Source organism: Bacteroides uniformis, from assembly GCF_025147485.1.
In the GTDB taxonomy this organism is placed as follows: Bacteria; Bacteroidota; Bacteroidia; order Bacteroidales; family Bacteroidaceae; genus Bacteroides; species Bacteroides uniformis.
The window spans coordinates 47,741-65,062 of the sequence record NZ_CP102263.1 but is presented as its reverse complement, the minus strand read 5'-3'; the positions used below and the strand labels follow the sequence as shown (position 1 = coordinate 65,062).

Below are 17,322 nucleotides of genomic sequence, written 5' to 3'. Positions count from 1 at the left end.
ATATGGTAATGGATTTGATTTACAGGGGTTTCATTAACGCTGCCAATTATTCTGAGAGCCATTACAATCCACGCCGAAGCCAAATCAAGACGGAGCTACGTTACTTGTTCGTAACCACGCCCAATAGGTGACGAAATGGACACGAATAACGAAACAAGGCCTTAAGGATTAGTGAGTTACTGACAACTCACGCAAAAAATCCGGTAACAAAAAAAGATTGCGCCGTTCTTCCGCGATTTGCGTATCAGAGGAGGGCTCTTCACCAACTAATTTTGAACAAAAAAAATTAAGGACGATGAAGAGTACATTTTCAGTTATTTACTACCTCAAACGTCAGGTAGTGAAAAAAGACGGGACGGTTCCCGTCATGGGACGCATCACGGTGGACGGCAGCCAGACGCAATTCAGTTGCAAACTGACCATCGATCCCAAGTTGTGGGACACCAAAGGGGGACGTGTCACGGGCAGAAGCACGGCGGCACTCGAAACGAACCGCATGCTTGACAAGATGCGGGTGCGCATCAACAAGCACTATCAGGAAATCATGGAGCGTGACAACTTCGTCACGGCAGAGAAGGTGAAGAACGCCTTTCTCGGACTGGAACACCGCTATCACACGCTGATGCAGGTGTTCCAGCAACACAACGAGGACTATGCCAAGCAGGTGGAAGCAGGCATGAAAGCCAAAGGCACACTCTTGAAGTACAAGACCGTTTACAAGCACCTGCAAGAGTTTCTCAACATCCGTTACCACGTGAAGGACATCGCGTTGAAAGAGCTTACCCCCGCTTTCATTTCCGACTTCGAGATGTTTCTGCGCACGGACAAACACTGCTGCACCAATACCGTGTGGCTGTATGTATGCCCACTTCGGACGATGGTGTTCATCGCCATCAACAACGAATGGCTCACACGCGACCCGTTCAGGGAGTATGAAATCAAGAAGGAGGAAACGACACGCAGTTTCCTGACCAAAGACGAAATCCGCCTGCTGATGGAAGGTAAACTGAAGAACGCCAAACAGGAACTATACCGCGACCTCTACCTGTTCTGCGCCTTCACGGGCTTGTCATTCGCCGATATGCGCAATTTGACGGAAGAGAACATCCGCACCTACTTCGATGAACACGAGTGGATAAACATCAACCGCCAGAAGACGGGCGTGGTGTCTAACATCCGCCTGCTTGACATTGCGAAACAAATCATCGACAAATACCGCGGGCTGTGCGAAAACGGCAGGATTTTCCCTGTTCCCCACTACAACACGTGCCTCGCCGGGATCCGTGCCGTCGCCAAGCGTTGCGGCATCACCAAGCATATCACGTGGCATCAGAGCCGCCATACGGCAGCCACGACGGTGTTCCTCTCCAACGGTGTACCCATCGAAACAGTCAGTTCCATGCTGGGACACAAGAGTATAAAGACAACGCAGATATACGCGAAGATAACCAAAGAGAAGCTCAACCAAGACATGGAGAACCTTGCCGCAAGATTGAACCAAATCGAGGAATTTGCAGGATGTACCATCTAAAACAGAGACGCCATGAAACGTGACATAATCATTATAGAGGACAAGACGGTCAGCGTAACCGGTAACGAGGTATGGATGACCGCCGGGGAAATCGCCGAAGAGTTCCATGCCACCGTCCCGGCAGTGAACGCCGCCATCAAAGCCGTCCGCAAGTCGGACGTGCTGAACGACTACGAGGTATGCCGCTACATACAGCTTGAAAACGGCCTGTACGCGGATGTTTACTCGCTTGAAATCATCATTCCAGTAGCCTTCCGGCTGAACACCTACTATACACACGTGTTCCGCATGTGGCTGGTGGAGAAGGCACTCTCAAAGGAAAAGAGGCAGGCATACGTGATGTTCATACAGAACGGGAAAACCGGATATTGCTGAACACGCATACAGACAACGAAAAAGGAAACGGACAACACCATCGGGTGCTGTCCGTTTCCTTTTTTTTCATGCAACCGCCTTATTCCAGCGGCTTGAGGTAATTCGCCTCCAACAGTTCACGCAGTCCCGATTCGGGATAAAGCACCTTACCTGCCAGAAGGATAAAGGGCAGCATCCTGTTGTTGCGATACTCCTGCAAGGTGCGGCGGCTTACCCGGAGCATTTCCGCCACCTCCCTGTCCGTCAGGTAATGTTCCCCGTCCAGTGGCGGACGGTAACTTTCCAAAAATGCGGAGAGCCATTTGGAGCCTTTGAGCATATTCTGTATCGCGGTGGCAACCGGCTCGTCCTCCATTGAGAAAACCTCGTTGTTCTCGTTCATCATAACATCGGATTAAGTGGTTAATAAAAACAGAGTCATTTTCCATCGGGATAGATCGTGCCGATAAGCGGAATAAGCCGCCTGACCTCCTCCGGCCTGTAATAGAACCTGCGGTTCATCTGCGAGTAGCCGATAAGCCGCCTGTCACGCAATGACTGCAACGTGCGCGGGCTGATTCTCAACTGCCCGCAGACCTCCTCGCCCGTGAGCCACCTTTCCAGCCGCCCGCCGTCGCTTTTGCGCCTGAGGGCGGCGACTTTCTCCGAGAGGGCGTTGAATGACGCCAGCATCATCTCGAAGGTCTTTTTCTCGATAGATACGATTTCCATATACCAAAACATTTAATGATTTACCGCAAAGGTAACGCAGCCGCCTTGAATGCGTGCCGTTTTCCGCTATACGGCAGCTTGTTGCGCCGGTTGTCCGGGTTACGGAGTCACTTTCAAAGAAAATCTTACGTGAGTCACGTAATGAGTTGTTAAAGCCCCTTTTGTTTATTGCCGAATTTTGCCGCAGAGAAACAAAAGAAAGGACAAAATATGAAAGTGATAACGATTGAAAGTTCCGCCTTCACCGCCCTGACGGAACAGATAGCCGAGATAGCGGTCTATGTGCGTGCCGTTTCCGGTGAGAGGAAGGGAGAGTCTTCCGACATGCTGCTCACCACCCGCGAGGCGGCGCACCTGCTGAACGTGAGTACCCGTACCCTCCAACGTATGCGCAGCGAACAGCGCATCGGCTATATCGTGCTGCGCGGCAAATGCCGCTACCGCCGGTCGGAAATAGACCGCCTGCTCGCAGACTGCACCGTGGCAGAAGATGCAGCGACACTGACGGAACTGAAACGCAACCACACGCTGCGCACGGGCGGCGGCAAACCCAAAGGAAGGAGGACATAAGATATGGAACTGCTTACACGAAACAATTTTGAGGACTGGATGCAGAAGCTGATGGAACGGCTCGACCGTCAGGACGAGCTGCTGCTCTCCCTGCGACCGTCCGGCAAAGCCCCAAACCCGATGGAAAGTATCAGGATGTTCGACAACCAAGACCTCTGCATGCTGCTCCAGATAAGCAAGCGTACCCTGCAGCGCTACCGCAGCATCGGTGCATTGCCGTACAAGACGCTCGGCAAAAAGACCTATTACAGCGAGGAGGACGTACTGACATTCCTCTCCGAACACGTAAAGGATTTCCGCAAGGAAGATATAGCCTTCTACAAGGCGCGTATCCATAATTTCTTTAATAAATAACCCATTAAAACATTTTTCAAATGGCAAAGAAAACAACAGAAAAAGACGTGCTGATAGTCCGCGACGAGAAGACGGGCGAGATTAGCGTGGTAGCCGGGCTTAACGCCGACGGCTCACCCAAGCGTACCCCCGCAAAGGCGGAGAACGCGCAGAGTTTCCTGCAATTCGACAGGCACGGAGACGTGCTGGACAACTTCTTTAAAAACTTCTTCCGGCAGTGCAAGGAACCCAGCCGCTTCGGTTTCTACCGTGTCGCGGCGGACCAAGCCGACAAGCTGCTGGAAGTTATCAAGGACTTGCTGAAAGACCCCGAGGGCAACAAGGAGATGCTTGCGCCCCACAAGGTGGACACCTCCGGCTACGAAAAGAAAGTACAGGAGGAGCAGTCCGCCGAAAAGCAGGAACAACCGGGACAGAAACAAGATGACGAACCTAAAAAACAGGAAGAAATGGAACAGAAAAACGAACAGAATCAGGAAAACCCGCAGCAGGCGCAGAGCAACCGGGGCTACCAACCCATCGACGAGAGCAAGATCAACTGGAAGGAGTTGGAGGAGAAATGGGGCGTGAAGCGCGACGACCTTGAAAAGTCGGGCAACCTTGACAGGATGCTCAACTACGGCAAGTCCGACTTGGTGAGGGTGTCGCCCAATTTCGGCGGAGAAGCTTTCGAGCTGGATGCCCGCCTCTCCTTCAAGAAGGACGGCGAGGGCAACGTCAGCCTTGTGCCGCACTTCATCCGCAAGGAGCAGAAACTCGACGAGTACAAGGAACACAAGTTCTCCGACGACGACCGGAAGAACCTGCGCGAAACGGGCAACCTCGGCAGGGTTGTGGACCTCGTGGACAGGGAAACGGGCGAGATCATCCCCTCGTTCGTCAGCATCGACCGCAAGACGAACGAAATCACGGATGTCCCGGCAAACAAGGTGCGCATACCGGAGCGCATCGGCAAGACGGAAATCACCAAGCAGGAGCAGGACATGCTGCGTGCCGGGCTGCCTGTGCGCGACAAACTCATCGAACGCAAGGACGGCAGGAAGTTCGTCACCACCCTGCAAGTGAACGTGGAGCAGCGCGGCGTGGAGTTCGTGCCGGGAACCGGCAGGTCGCCACGTGCCGCACAAGCACAGGAAGCCAAGAACAACCCCGCACAGGGACAGGCGCAGGGTACGGAAAATACAGCCAACACGAACAAGGAGCAACGCCGCAACACGTGGACGAACGCCGACGGCAGCATCCGCCCCATCAGCAAATGGAGCGGCGTGGACTTCACCGAGCAGCAGAAAGCCGACTACGTGGCTGGCAAAGCCGTGAAACTGGAGAACGTGACCGACAAGCAGGGCTTCCACGCCACGATGTACATCAGGTTCAACCCGGAGAAGGGACGCCCGTACCGCTACGACACCAACCCCGACAACGCGCAGAAGATCGCGCCTTCCAACGAGAGCCGCACGCAGGTGGCGGTGAACAGCGAGGGCAAGACCAACGAGGCTACCAAGAACCTGAAGGAGCCGTTGCGGAAGGGACAGACCGCCCCGAAGGACACCGCACAGCAACAGCAGCAGGAGAAGCCGCAAAAGAAAAACAATAAGGGCATGAAGATGTAATCCGGTGTCCGCCACTAAATCCGAAGTAACATTTGTAAAATTCAAAACGACAGAAAAATATGAAGACAATCATTGCAGAAAAGCCGTCTGTGGCACGTGAGATCGCCCGTATCGTGGGCGCGACAAAGAGAGAGGAAGGATATTTCGAGGGAGGCGGCTACGCCGTGACATGGGCATTCGGGCACCTCGTCCAGCTTGCCATGCCCGACGGTTACGGCATACGCGGCTTTGTCCGTGACAACCTGCCCGTCATCCCCGACTCCTTCACGCTCATACCCCGTCAGGTAAAGGCTGAGAAGGGCTACAAACCCGACAGCGGCGTAGTGGCACAAATAAAAACCATAACCCGCCTGTTCAATGACAGTGAGCAAATCATCGTGGCGACCGATGCCGGTCGCGAGGGCGAACTTATCTTCCGATACCTCTACCATTACATAGGATGCGCCACCCCTTTCGTGCGCCTCTGGATAAGCTCGCTTACCGACAAGGCCATCCGCGATGGACTGCGCAACCTCGAAGCGGGGAGCAAGTATGACAACCTCTACCTCGCCGCCAAAGCGCGGAGCGAATCCGACTGGCTCGTGGGCATCAATGGCACGCAGGCTCTCTCCATCGCCGCCGGACACGGCACGTATTCCGTCGGGCGGGTGCAGACACCCACGTTGGCGATGGTGTGCGCACGCTATTGGGAGAACCGCCGCTTTACCCCCGAAGCCTTCTGGCAGCTCCATATCGCAACGGACGGCTGCGATGAAGGAACGGTGAAGTTTTCCTCTTCCGAAAAATGGAAAGAGAAAGAGTCCGCGACGGAACTGTATAATAAGGTGAAGTCGGCAGGCACAGCCACCGTCACGAAAGCCGAACGCAAGGAGAAGACGGAGGAAACACCGCTCCTGTACGACCTGACCACGCTCCAGAAGGAAGCCAACGCCAAGCATGGCTTCACGGCGGAACAGACGCTTGAAATCGCGCAGAAGCTCTACGAGAAGAAGCTCATCACCTATCCGCGAACCGGAAGCCGCTACATTCCCGAAGACGTGTTCGCGGAAATCCCCAAGCTGCTTGCCTTCATCGGCAGCCTGCCCGAATGGAAGGGCAAGTTGCAGCCGAAAGCCGTGCCGACACGCCGCAGCCTGGACGGCGGCAAGGTGACAGACCACCATGCCCTGCTCGTCACGGGCGAGAAGCCGCTGTTCCTCTCCAAAGAGGACAGCACCGTCTATCACATGATAGCCGGGCGCATGCTTGAGGCTTTCTCCGAAAAATGCGTCAAGGACACTGCCACCGTCACGGCAGAGTGTGCCGGAGTGGAGTTCGTGGCAAAAGGCAGCATCATCAGGCAAGCCGGATGGCGTGCCGTCTATGGCAAGGAGAATGGAGAAGAGAACAACAGCCAAGAGGAAACCGCCGCCATTCCCTGTTGGCAGGAAGGCGACACGCTGGCACTGAAAGCCGCCTCCATCACGGAGGGAAAGACCAAACCCAAGCCGCTGCATACCGAAGCCACCCTGCTGTCCGCGATGGAAACGACTGGCAAGGAGATAGAGGACGACGCATTGCGGCAGGCTATGAAGGATTGCGGCATCGGCACGCCCGCCACCCGTGCGTCCATCATCGAAACGCTTTTCAAGCGCGGCTATATGGAACGCTGCAAGAAGTCGCTTGTCCCCACCGAAAAAGGGCTTGCCCTCTACTCGGTCGTGAAGGCGATGCGTATTGCCGATGTCGCCATGACGGGCGAATGGGAAAAGGAATTGGCACGCATCGAGCGTGGGGAACTGCCCGCCGATGACTTCCGCAGGAAGATTGAGGCATATACACGGGAAATTACCTCCGAACTGCTGTCGTGCGACAAGCTGTTCGCCCGCAGGGATTCCGGCTGCAAGTGTCCCAAGTGCGGAGCGGGGACGATGCAGTTTTACGGCAAGGTCGTCCGCTGCGACAACGCGGAGTGCGGTCTGCCCGTGTTCCGCCTGAAAGCAAACCGCACCCTCTCTGATGATGAAATCAAAAACCTGCTCACCGACGGACACACGAAACTGCTCAAAGGATTCAAGAGCAAGCAGGGCAAGAGTTTTGATGCCGTAGTCGCCTTTGACGGGGACTATAACACGGTTTTCGTGTTCCCAGAAAGGAAAAGTAAAGCGACCTCTGCGAAAAGAAGAAAATAAATGTTTAACTTTGCCACTGGTTCAGAGTAATGAATTGTTCTTCGATACCGGATTACACTCATACTTTGGATTTAGTGGTGGCACTCGGAGGGATACCGGGTGCCTTTTTCTTCTCGTTTTCCAACGATTATCCCTATCATCATTATCAATCCACTAAATTCCAAAGAAATGAACAACAAGAAGAAAAACGAGGGTCGGACCGACTTTTCCTATTACGGTCTGTACCTGCTGGACTACCTCACCACGAACAAGTTCGAACAGGCAGCCGATGAAGCCTTCATCCGAGAAAGAACCGACCGTGCCGCCGAAGCGTATGAACGGGCAAGGCTCGAAGGCTATCCTGCCGACGGGGCGCAGGAACTGGCGATGAAGGTGCTGACGGAGGGCCTTCGCTACTCCAGGCACGCCATCCTGCGCGAAGTCGTGGAGAACGAATTTGCGGGTGAAGTACCGGGAGAAAAATGTGAAGCCTTTACCCAGAAGCTGCTACCGCTTGTCGGAAACGTATTCTCCATCTATGACCTCTCGGACGACAATTTCGCCCTGTCGCCCGAATATGACCTGCTCTACACGGAGCTGACGGGAGCCGTCATCCTCTATATCGAAGAGTATGGCGTTTAACCGCAAACAGAGGCTGAGGGACAACATCGAGGCGATACGGACGGCATTCCTCCTTGACAGGGAACAGCGCACACCCACCGCACGCGAACGGCTCTTGTTAGAGCGTTATTGCGGTTTCGGGGGACTGAAGAGCATACTCAACCCTGCAAGGGAACTGACGGATGCCGTCCACTGGGCGAAGTCCGACCTCGAACTGTTTGCCCCTACCGTGGAACTGCACAGGTTGCTGCGGGAGAACACAAAAGACGAGACGGAGTACAAACGGTATATGGATGCCATGAAGCAGTCCGTGCTGACCGCCTTCTATACCCCGCCGGAGATAACCGGGACCATCGCGGACGTGCTGCATGAACACGGCATCCGTCCCGACCGGGTGCTGGAGCCGTCGGCAGGTGTCGGTGCATTCGTGGACGCCGTGCTGGAGAACAGACCGGACGCGGACATCATGGCTTTTGAGAAAGACCTGATGACGGGCAAGATACTGAAGCACCTGCATCCCGGACAGAAAGTAAGGGTACAGGGCTTCGAGAAGATAGAAAAGCCGTTCATGAACCATTTTGATTTGGCTGTCTCCAATATACCGTTTGGCGATGTGGCGGTGTTCGACCCGGAATTTTCGGGCAGCAAGGATCCTGCAAGGCACTCGGCGGCACGGACGATACACAATTACTTTTTCCTGAAAAGCCTTGACGCGGTGCGTGAAGGCGGAATCGTGGCGTTCATCACCTCGCAGGGGGTACTGGATGCCCCGACCAACGCGCCCATACGCGAGTATATGATGAACCATACCAATCTGGTGGGCGTAGCCCGCCTGCCGAACAACCTCTTTACGGATAACGCGGGAACGGAGGTGGGCAGCGACCTGATTATCTTGCAAAAGAACAGCGGAAAGAATGGTGAACTGTATTACAACGAAAAACTCTTCGTGCAGACCGAACAGACCCCTATCGGCACTTCCGTAAATGGGTATGTATGGAGCATCGGCTCGCTTTCACACACGGATTTGATCAGAAGTACCGACCCGTACGGGAAACCAGCCTATAAACTCCTGCACCGTGGGGACATCGCACAACTGGCGGAAGACTTGCGGGAGCATCTGAAAATAGAACTGCAACAACTTGACAGGAAACTGTATGAGAAACACAGCCTGCATCCGACAAAGGAGGAAAGCACGGCTGCGGAAGTGCAACCTGCTCCGAAAACAGAAAAGGTATCACCTTCTGTAATAGCCCCCGTTTCTGTAATTGAGCCTGTCAAGGGAGTGGAGAAGCCGCAGGCACAGCCCATAGAGGAAAAGCCGGAGATTGAGCCGCGCCAACCCAACCATTCGTCAGCCGTGCAGCTTACCCTGCTCGACCTTTGGGGTATGCCCATAGAGGAACCGGCAAAAAAGAAAAAGGCAGCGAAAAAGGAAAGCAAGCCGAAGCCTATGCCGTCCACGCCTAAACCGCAGGTCAAAGTTACTCCACCCGTTGAAGCCGCCAAGCCGGTAAACGGTAATAAGGAAGAAAAGCCGGAAAATGCCGAAAAGCCAAACGACCCGGACGACATTTACGCCACTCTGGATTGGGAAACCAATCCTCCCATCAACGGCTTCTATGAGACAATGATGAGTCTGACAGCGGAACGGCGCAAGGCCCTACGGCTTGAGGCAGAACGGCACAGGCAGGAACAACTGAAAAAGATGGGTATCAAAGACACGTTGAACCCTGCTTTTGCGCCTTCTTCGGACAATATGGATAAAAAGCCGGAACAAACGGAAGAAATAAAGCAACCTGAAACACCGGCAGAAGTTGTGCCTACTTCCGAAACGGTTGCCACTTCCCTGTTCCCGGAATTTGAAACGGAAAAGCCGAAAAAAGAAGCCCTCGACCTTACGCCGCGTCCCTATCACCGCACGCCGGAAATGCACCTGCGTGAAGGGTCGCTGGTGGCAAACAGGGCACGCGACATCGGTTATCTGAAGGACATTACTCCCTACGGTGCAACCTTCCAGCCGCTTGGACTAACCGGTTATCAGAAAGAGAAAGCGTTGCTGTATGTATCGCTCCGTGACGCATACGAGCGGTTGTACCGCTATGAATCGAACAGACGTGAGGAAAATGTACCTTGGCGTGAACACCTGAACACCTGTTACGACGAGTTTGTCATGCGTTATGGCAACCTCAACGCCAAACAGAACGTGAAACTGGTGATGATGGACGCCGGAGGGCGCGACATCCTTTCGCTGGAACGTGCGGAGGACGGCAAGTTCGTCAAAGCGGACATCTTCGACCGTCCCGTTTCCTTCTCGGTGGAGAACCATGCCAACGTCGGTTCTCCGGAAGAAGCCTTGTCTGCATCGCTCAACAAGTATGGTACGGTCAATCTCAACTATATGCGGGGGATAACAGACAGTACGGAAGAGGAGCTTCTCAATGCCCTCAAGGGGCGTATCTTCTACAATCCGCTCGTAACCGGTTACGAGATTAAAGACCGCTTCATCGCGGGAAACGTGATAGAGAAGGCGGAGCGTATAGAGGCATGGATGGAAAATAATCTGGAAAGCAAAAGATTGCCGGAAGTGAAACAGGCTTTGGAGGCTTTGAAGGAAGCCGAGCCGCAGCGTATCGCCTTTGAAGACCTCGACTTCAACTTCGGTGAACGCTGGATTCCCACGGGCGTGTATGCCGCCTACATGAGCCATCTTTTCGACACGGACGTGAAAATCGCCTATTCCGCCAGCATGGACGAGTTTTCCGTGGCGTGCGGCTACCGCACCATGAAGATCACGGACGAGTTTCTGGTAAAGGGCTATTACCGGAACTATGACGGTATGCACCTGTTGAAACACGCTTTGCACAACACCTGTCCCGACATGATGAAAAGTATTGGCAAAGATGAGAACGGCAACGACATCAAGGTGCGTGACAGCGAGGGCATACAGCTCGCCAACGCCAAGATTGACGAAATCCGCAACGGGTTCTCGGAATGGTTGGAAGAGCAGTCGCCGCAGTTCAAGGAACGGCTCGTGACAATGTATAACCGCAAGTTCAACTGTTTCGTGCGCCCGAAGTATGACGGTTCGCACCAGACGTTTCCCGACCTCAATCTGAAAGGATTGGCAAGCCGGGGTATTCAAAGCGTTTATCCGTCGCAGAAGGATTGCGTCTGGATGATAAAACAGAATGGCGGCGGAATATGCGACCATGAAGTCGGAACAGGTAAAACACTGATAATGTGTATTGCAGCGCATGAAATGAAGCGTCTGAACTTGGCGCACAAGCCGATGATTATTGGTCTGAAAGCCAATGTCGCGGAGATTGCCGCCACTTATCAAGCTGCCTATCCGAATGCCCGCATCCTCTACGCTTCGGAAAAGGATTTCTCGACCGCCAACCGTGTGCGTTTCTTCAACAACATCAAAAACAATGACTATGATTGCGTCATCATGTCGCATGACCAGTTCGGCAAGATACCGCAGTCACCGGAGTTGCAGCAACGCATCCTGCAAGCGGAGCTTGACACGGTGGAGGAAAACCTCGAAGTCTTACGGCAGCAAGGCAAGAACGTGTCGCGGGCGATGCTGAAAGGATTGGAGAAGCGCAAGCACAACCTTGTGGCGAAGTTAGAGAAAGTGGAACACGCCATCAAGTCGCGCACAGATGACGTGGTGGACTTCAAACAGATGGGCATCGACCACATTTTCATAGACGAGAGCCACCAATTCAAGAACTTGACTTTCAACACCCGGCATGACCGTGTGGCGGGGTTGGGAAACTCGGAGGGGAGCCAGAAAGCCCTGAATATGCTTTTTGCCATACGAACTATACAGGAGCGTACGGGCAAAGACTTAGGGGCTACGTTCCTGTCCGGCACGACTATTTCCAACAGTCTGACGGAATTGTACCTGCTCTTTAAGTACCTGCGCCCGAAGGAACTGGAACGGCAGGACATCCGCTGTTTCGACGCATGGGCGGCTATCTTCGCCAAGAAGACGACCGACTTCGAGTTCAACGTGACAAACAACGTGGTGCAGAAGGAGCGTTTCCGCTACTTCATCAAAGTGCCGGAGCTTGCCGCCTTTTACAACGAAATCACCGACTACCGCACGGCGGAGGACGTGGGTGTGGATCGTCCGCACAAGAACGAGATACTGCACCACATACCGCCTACACCCGACCAAGAGTATTTCATCAAACAACTGATGGAATTTGCCAAGACAGGTGACGCGACGTTGTTGGGCAGGTTGCCGCTGTCTGAAACGGAAGAGAAGGCTAAGATGCTCATCGCTACCGACTACGCGCGGAAGATGGCTTTGGATATGCGCATGATAGACCCCAATTACGAAGACCACTCCGACAACAAGGCGAGCCACTGCGCCAAAATGATAGCGGAGTATTACCACAAATACGATGCGCACAAAGGAACGCAGTTCGTGTTCTCCGACTTGGGTACATATCAGCCGGGGGAAGGATGGAACGTGTACAGCGAGATAAAACGCAAGTTGGTGGAGGATTACGGCATACCGGCAAGTGAGGTGCGCTTCATTCAGGAGTGTAAGACGGATAAGGCTCGTAAGGCGGTGATAGATGCCATGAACGCAGGGACAGTGCGAGTGCTGTTCGGCTCCACAAGTATGCTCGGAACGGGCGTGAATGCGCAGAAAAGATGCGTCGCCATCCATCACCTTGATACACCGTGGCGACCGTCCGACCTGCAACAGCGTGACGGACGGGGTGTTAGAGCCGGGAACGAGATTGCTAAGCATTTTGCCGAGAACAACGTGGATATCATCATCTACGCGGTGGAAAAGTCGCTGGACAGCTACAAGTTCAATCTGCTGCACTGCAAGCAGACGTTCATATCGCAGCTCAAAAGTGGAGCGATGGGCGCACGTACCATCGACGAGGGAGCAATGGACGAAAAATCGGGTATGAACTTCTCGGAGTATATGGCGTTGCTCTCCGGCAATACCGACCTTTTGGATAAGGCGAAATTAGAGAAGCGTATCGCCTCGCTCGAAGGGGAACGCAAGTCGTTCAACAAGGGCAAGCGCGATTCGGAGTTCAAGCTGGAATCCAAGACGGGAGAACTGCGCAACAACACGGCTTTCATCGAAGCCATGACGGAAGACTGGAACCGTTTTCTTTCCGTTGTGCAGACTGATAAGGAAGGCAGCCGCCTTAATCTTGTCAAGGTGGACGGCGTGGATTCAACGGATGAGAAGGTCATCGGTAAGCGTTTGCAGGAAATCGCCAAGAACGCCACGACTGGTGGACTGTACAAGGCTGTCGGGGAACTTTACGGCTTTCCGATAAAGGTGGTCAGCGAGAGGACACTCAAAGAAGGTCTGGAGTTCACCGACAACCGCTTCGTGGTGGAGGGGAACTACAAGTACACCTACAACAACGGGCATCTGGCGATGGCAGACCCGATTGCTGCCGCACGAAACTTTCTGAACGCATTGGAGAGGATTCCGACCATCATCGACCAGTACAAGTCTAAGAACGAAGTGCTGGAAAAGGAGATTCCGCAGTTGCAGGAGATAGCGGGCAAGGTGTGGAAGAAGGAGGACGAGCTGAAACAGCTGAAGTCCGAACTCGCCGCACTGGACCGCAAGATACAGCTTGAGCTGGCTCCGGCTCAGGAAAACACAGAAGAGAACCGGCAAGGCAACGAGAAAAAACAGACGGAACAACAGCCGGAAAGCCCGCACGTGGACTTTGTACGCAGTCATTTAATTATAGGGAGACCCGGTTTATCGGAATCCAAAGGTGTAAAACTTTAATATCGAAGTCTTGACAGAAAAAGCCAGTGGTTGAATTTTTCACCACTGGCTTTAATTCTAATAATTTTTCAATCTAATATGACCGAATCTATAACGTTAAATCATAGATTATGTGTCTATTTGTGAAGAAAAAGACGTAACTTTGTATCAAAATCAAATAAGCATAACAATGGAACCATCTATATACAGTTTTTCACTTTATACCGCACTGCCGTTGATGTTATTCTTCGGCTTTTATTTTTTGTTTGCAAAGACTCCTGAAAAGAAAATTTTCAAGAATTATCTCCGCTCTCGACAGATTATGGGTATAGCTATGCTACTGCTTTCGGCAAACTATTCGGTACATTTCTTCTTTGGTATCCGATTCAAAAATGCGGATTCTGCCATATTGATGAACATGTCCACATACTTCCTGTGCTATTCTCTGTTCAGTTCGGCATTGATAATGTTGCTTGATCGTTTTTACATTACCAAACGGCGTGTGTGGACACATATCATTTTATGGATTATATTCTCAACTCTTTCCGGAGTTGTGTTGTTCCTGTTGCCAAGCGGAATCATGCAAAAAATCTCTTTATTTGCTTTAGCTGTATGGTTAGTCGTTTTTGGAATCGTTTTAGCTCGCAGAGTCATAATTGCATATCGTAGAGCCATTCGGATTTTCAATGAAACTCAGGCGGATGATATAGGCACATATATCGAATGGCTTTCCATATTCACTTATTGGGCTGTTATCTTCGGTGTCGGATGCGGATTGCTGACATTTCTGCCAGACAAATATGTTTTTATCTGGATTTTGTCGTCAATACCGTTCTACAGCTATCTTTTCTACAGCTATCAGAACTACCTGCTGTTCTATGAACAGGTGGAAAATGCTTTTGAGCAAGATATACAGTCTGAAGAAGAACTTCTGACAGATACGGAAACAGAACCTGAAATAGTTTCTGAGAAAGAAGTTCCAGTGTCCTATACAGAAATTATAGAGAAAGTGGCCAACTGGATAAAGACAGACGGCTATGTCCAGCAGGGACTTACCATAAAAGAACTGTCCGAAATACTTCATACGAACCGTACCTATCTTTCCGCTTATATCAAGACTACGTATAAAATGACATTCCGCGAATGGATAACCGGTCTCCGGTTGGAGTATGCGAAAAACATACTGAAGGAGCATCCGGAAATCAATATACAGAAGCTGGCTGAGTCTTCCGGTTTTCTTTCCCGCAGTAACTTTATCAAATCATTTACAGAGAAGGAAGGATGTACGCCTGGCAAGTGGAAAAAAGCAAATCTGGAATAATTTGTGTGGTAAAAAGCCGATGAAAAAGGTCTCAGAAGCTCATTTTCAAAAAGTGCTCAAGCGACAAAAAAGTGCTAATTCGACAAAAAAAGTGCTCAAACGACAATTTGAAAAGTGCTCAAACGACAATTTTTATAAAACGCTGTATTTCAACAGAAAAAGTTTTTGTAATATTTTGGGCGCTGAATGGCATTTATTACCTTTGGAGAAGACAAAGATAATAAATTCAAGTTTATATGAGCAGAAAAATCACTTTTCTCACCCTGTTTCTGTGGCTGATGACGGTAACTTTTCCTGTCATTGCGCAGCAGAAAGCAGACACGACCTACACCTTCCGGTTCGTTACGCAGAAGGACATGTTCTACGTGCCTTGGAATGGCAATGACACGGAACTTGCCCGCCTGTTGGAATGTATCGAAAACAACAAAGCAACAATTCTTGACGGCAAACTGCCGCTATTGGTTGACGGATATTGCAATTCGCAGAGCAGTGAAGTCAAGAACCTTGCAACAGCGAAGATTCGTGCCAACCGTGTTAAATCAGAACTGATTACACGAGCGAAAATCAAGGAAGAAAACTTCATTACCCGCAATCATGTGACAGAGGGTGATTTTGTCACCGTGCGCCTGACGGTACCGGTAAAGGAAACAGCCGTGACGGATGCGGAAGCAGAAGCACGACGCAAGGCGGAAGCCGAACGCTTAGAAACCGAGAAGCGTGCCGAGCAGGAACGGCTTGCCGAAGAGCAGCGCAAGGCGGAAGAAGCCCGACTTGCCGCTGAAAAGGCAGAAGCCGAGAAAACCGCTCAACAAAATACACTTGCCGACACGCTGTCGGAAACCAAAATCACAACTGATTATCATCTCTCCCTGCGTGCCAACCTGCTGCGCTGGGCTACCTTGACACCAGATTTAGGACTTGAATGGCGCATCTGTCCATCGTGGGGCATTGCCGTAAACGGCTCGTGGACTTCTTGGAGCTGGAGTGACAAAGACCGCCGCTATGCACTCTGGGAAGTGGCTCCGGAAGTACGTTACTATATGGGTGAGAAGAAAGCCTGGCATCTGGGCGCGATGTTCAAGGCTGGACAGTTCAACTACAAGCTTTCCGAAACAGGCAAGCAGGGCGACCTGATGGGTGGCGGCATCACCGCCGGCTATCAGCTGCGACTAAACAAGGCATTAGATCTTGATTTCAACCTCGGTTTGGGCTACCTGAATGCCGATTTCGAAAAATATGAAGTCATCGATGGTGTGCGCGTGCGCTGTGGCAACGAGACAAAAAATTGGTGTGGCCCCATCAACGCCGGTGTGACATTGGTATGGAAGTTATTCTAATACGGAGGAATAGAGTATGAAAGCAAGACAATATATAAATATGGTAGGAATGGCAGCCGCCGTGCTGCTCTCTTCCTGCGTGAAGGACACGCTTTATGACACGCCGCATCCCGACTATGGGAAGATTGCGGTGACAGCCGACTGGTCGGCACGCGGTGAGGGTATCGACATACCTACCACATGGACGGTTACCATGGGTGACTATACGGGTACGGAGACTTCCGCCACCCATGCCCCCAACCATCTGTTTGCTCCGGGCAGCTACACCCTTGCGGTGTGGAACCCTGCTGAAGGAATCATGGTAAATGGTACCACCGCCACCATTGCCGCAGCCACGGGAAACCGGGCAGGAACGGATGCCTTTGTGAACAATGCCCCGGGATGGTTCTTCACCTATACGAAACAGGTGAGCATCGAGAAAGACAAGGACTATCCGCTGACCGCCGCAATGAAGCAGCAGGTACGCGAACTGACGCTTATCATCAAACCGACGGGGGATGCCGCCGGACGCATCACGGAGATTGTTGCCCATCTGACGGGTGCAGCCAGAACTCTCGATTTCGCTACCGATACCTACGGAGCCGCTTCAAACGTCGTGCTGCCCTTCACCAAGATAACCGAAGGTGACGATGCCGGCAAGTGGAAAGCCACGGTGCGGTTGCTGGGTGTGACCGGCACGGAACAACTGCTGACGGGTGAAATCCGCTATGCGGACGGCAACCCGACCCCCACGACGCTGAAAAGCGACATCACGGAAGCCCTCAAGGGGTTCAACACCGGAAAGGGCGAATCGCTGACCCTCGGCGGAACGCTGGTTGAGACTCCCGAAGGCATGGAAGTGGACGGAGTCGAAATCAACGGCTGGGAAGAAGTGAAAGGTGATGATGTAAATGCCGATTTGTAAATAATTAGCAAACCGAACGCAGAAGCAAAGCTTGCTTTGATTTTGCTAAGGTGCAGCAATTATTGAAA

General features: G+C 52.2%; 12 protein-coding genes and 2 pseudogenes. 12 read left to right on the top strand and 2 right to left on the bottom strand.

Translation table 11 applies throughout. From position 1 onward, the window contains the following. Positions 1–295 precede the first annotated feature (295 nt). Entirely contained in the window at positions 296–1,531 is a 1,236-nt protein-coding gene (locus NQ510_RS00320) for a site-specific integrase (protein WP_004308432.1), read from the top strand. Between the two features lie 12 nt (positions 1,532–1,543). Continuing rightward, the gene (locus NQ510_RS00315) at positions 1,544–1,906 is read left to right on the top strand and encodes a hypothetical protein (RefSeq protein ID WP_004308431.1); all 363 of its coding nucleotides are present in this window, start codon (positions 1,544–1,546) and stop codon (positions 1,904–1,906) included. A 79-nt stretch (positions 1,907–1,985) separates the two neighbouring features. Here NQ510_RS00315 and NQ510_RS00310 read toward each other — a convergent pair whose 3' ends face one another. Together NQ510_RS00310 and NQ510_RS00305 are read right to left on the bottom strand one after the other, a co-directional pair. Then, positions 1,986–2,291 carry a helix-turn-helix domain-containing protein gene (locus NQ510_RS00310; protein WP_004308430.1) on the bottom strand — a complete coding sequence of 102 codons (306 nt, stop codon included), beginning with the start codon at positions 2,289–2,291 and terminating at the stop codon, positions 1,986–1,988. A 32-nt stretch (positions 2,292–2,323) separates the two neighbouring features. After that, positions 2,324–2,617 (bottom strand): helix-turn-helix domain-containing protein, encoded by a 294-nt coding sequence (locus NQ510_RS00305; protein ID WP_008645715.1) that lies wholly within the window; start codon positions 2,615–2,617, stop codon positions 2,324–2,326. A 210-nt stretch (positions 2,618–2,827) separates the two neighbouring features. Between NQ510_RS00305 and NQ510_RS00300 the strand changes: the two genes are divergently transcribed. The 10 genes and pseudogenes from NQ510_RS00300 to NQ510_RS00260 all read left to right on the top strand — a co-directional run bounded on the left by NQ510_RS00300 (position 2,828) and on the right by NQ510_RS00260 (position 17,254). After that, positions 2,828–3,187 (top strand): helix-turn-helix domain-containing protein, encoded by a 360-nt coding sequence (locus NQ510_RS00300; protein WP_005830221.1) that lies wholly within the window; start codon positions 2,828–2,830, stop codon positions 3,185–3,187. A 3-nt stretch (positions 3,188–3,190) separates the two neighbouring features. Beyond that, the gene (locus NQ510_RS00295) at positions 3,191–3,541 is read left to right on the top strand and encodes a helix-turn-helix domain-containing protein (protein ID WP_004308425.1); all 351 of its coding nucleotides are present in this window, start codon (positions 3,191–3,193) and stop codon (positions 3,539–3,541) included. A 20-nt stretch (positions 3,542–3,561) separates the two neighbouring features. Then, a complete protein-coding gene (locus NQ510_RS00290; RefSeq protein ID WP_004308421.1) occupies positions 3,562–5,151 on the top strand; it encodes a DUF3945 domain-containing protein in 1,590 nt (529 codons plus the stop codon). A gap of 59 nt (positions 5,152–5,210) precedes the next feature. Further along, positions 5,211–7,322 carry a type IA DNA topoisomerase gene (topB, locus tag NQ510_RS00285; RefSeq protein ID WP_004308419.1) on the top strand — a complete coding sequence of 704 codons (2,112 nt, stop codon included), beginning with the start codon at positions 5,211–5,213 and terminating at the stop codon, positions 7,320–7,322. A gap of 168 nt (positions 7,323–7,490) precedes the next feature. Then, positions 7,491–7,943: a DUF1896 domain-containing protein gene (locus tag NQ510_RS00280; RefSeq protein ID WP_005830224.1), complete on the top strand. Its 453-nt coding sequence runs from the start codon at positions 7,491–7,493 to the stop codon at positions 7,941–7,943. Further along, positions 7,933–9,598 (top strand): annotated as a pseudogene (locus NQ510_RS18855) (N-6 DNA methylase); the annotation flags it as partial. The gene NQ510_RS00280 and the pseudogene NQ510_RS18855, both read left to right, overlap by 11 nt. 116 nt (positions 9,599–9,714) lie before the next feature. Beyond that, positions 9,715–13,713: pseudogene (locus NQ510_RS00275) on the top strand (helicase-related protein); the annotation flags it as partial. 217 nt (positions 13,714–13,930) lie between these two features. Further along, the gene (locus tag NQ510_RS00270) at positions 13,931–15,013 is read left to right on the top strand and encodes a helix-turn-helix domain-containing protein (RefSeq protein ID WP_005830228.1); all 1,083 of its coding nucleotides are present in this window, start codon (positions 13,931–13,933) and stop codon (positions 15,011–15,013) included. A gap of 236 nt (positions 15,014–15,249) precedes the next feature. Continuing rightward, positions 15,250–16,350, top strand: a complete 1,101-nt coding sequence (locus NQ510_RS00265; protein WP_004310047.1) for a DUF3575 domain-containing protein — start codon at positions 15,250–15,252, stop codon at positions 16,348–16,350. Between the two features lie 16 nt (positions 16,351–16,366). Further along, a complete protein-coding gene (locus tag NQ510_RS00260; RefSeq protein WP_004310046.1) occupies positions 16,367–17,254 on the top strand; it encodes a FimB/Mfa2 family fimbrial subunit in 888 nt (295 codons plus the stop codon). Positions 17,255–17,322 lie beyond the last annotated feature (68 nt).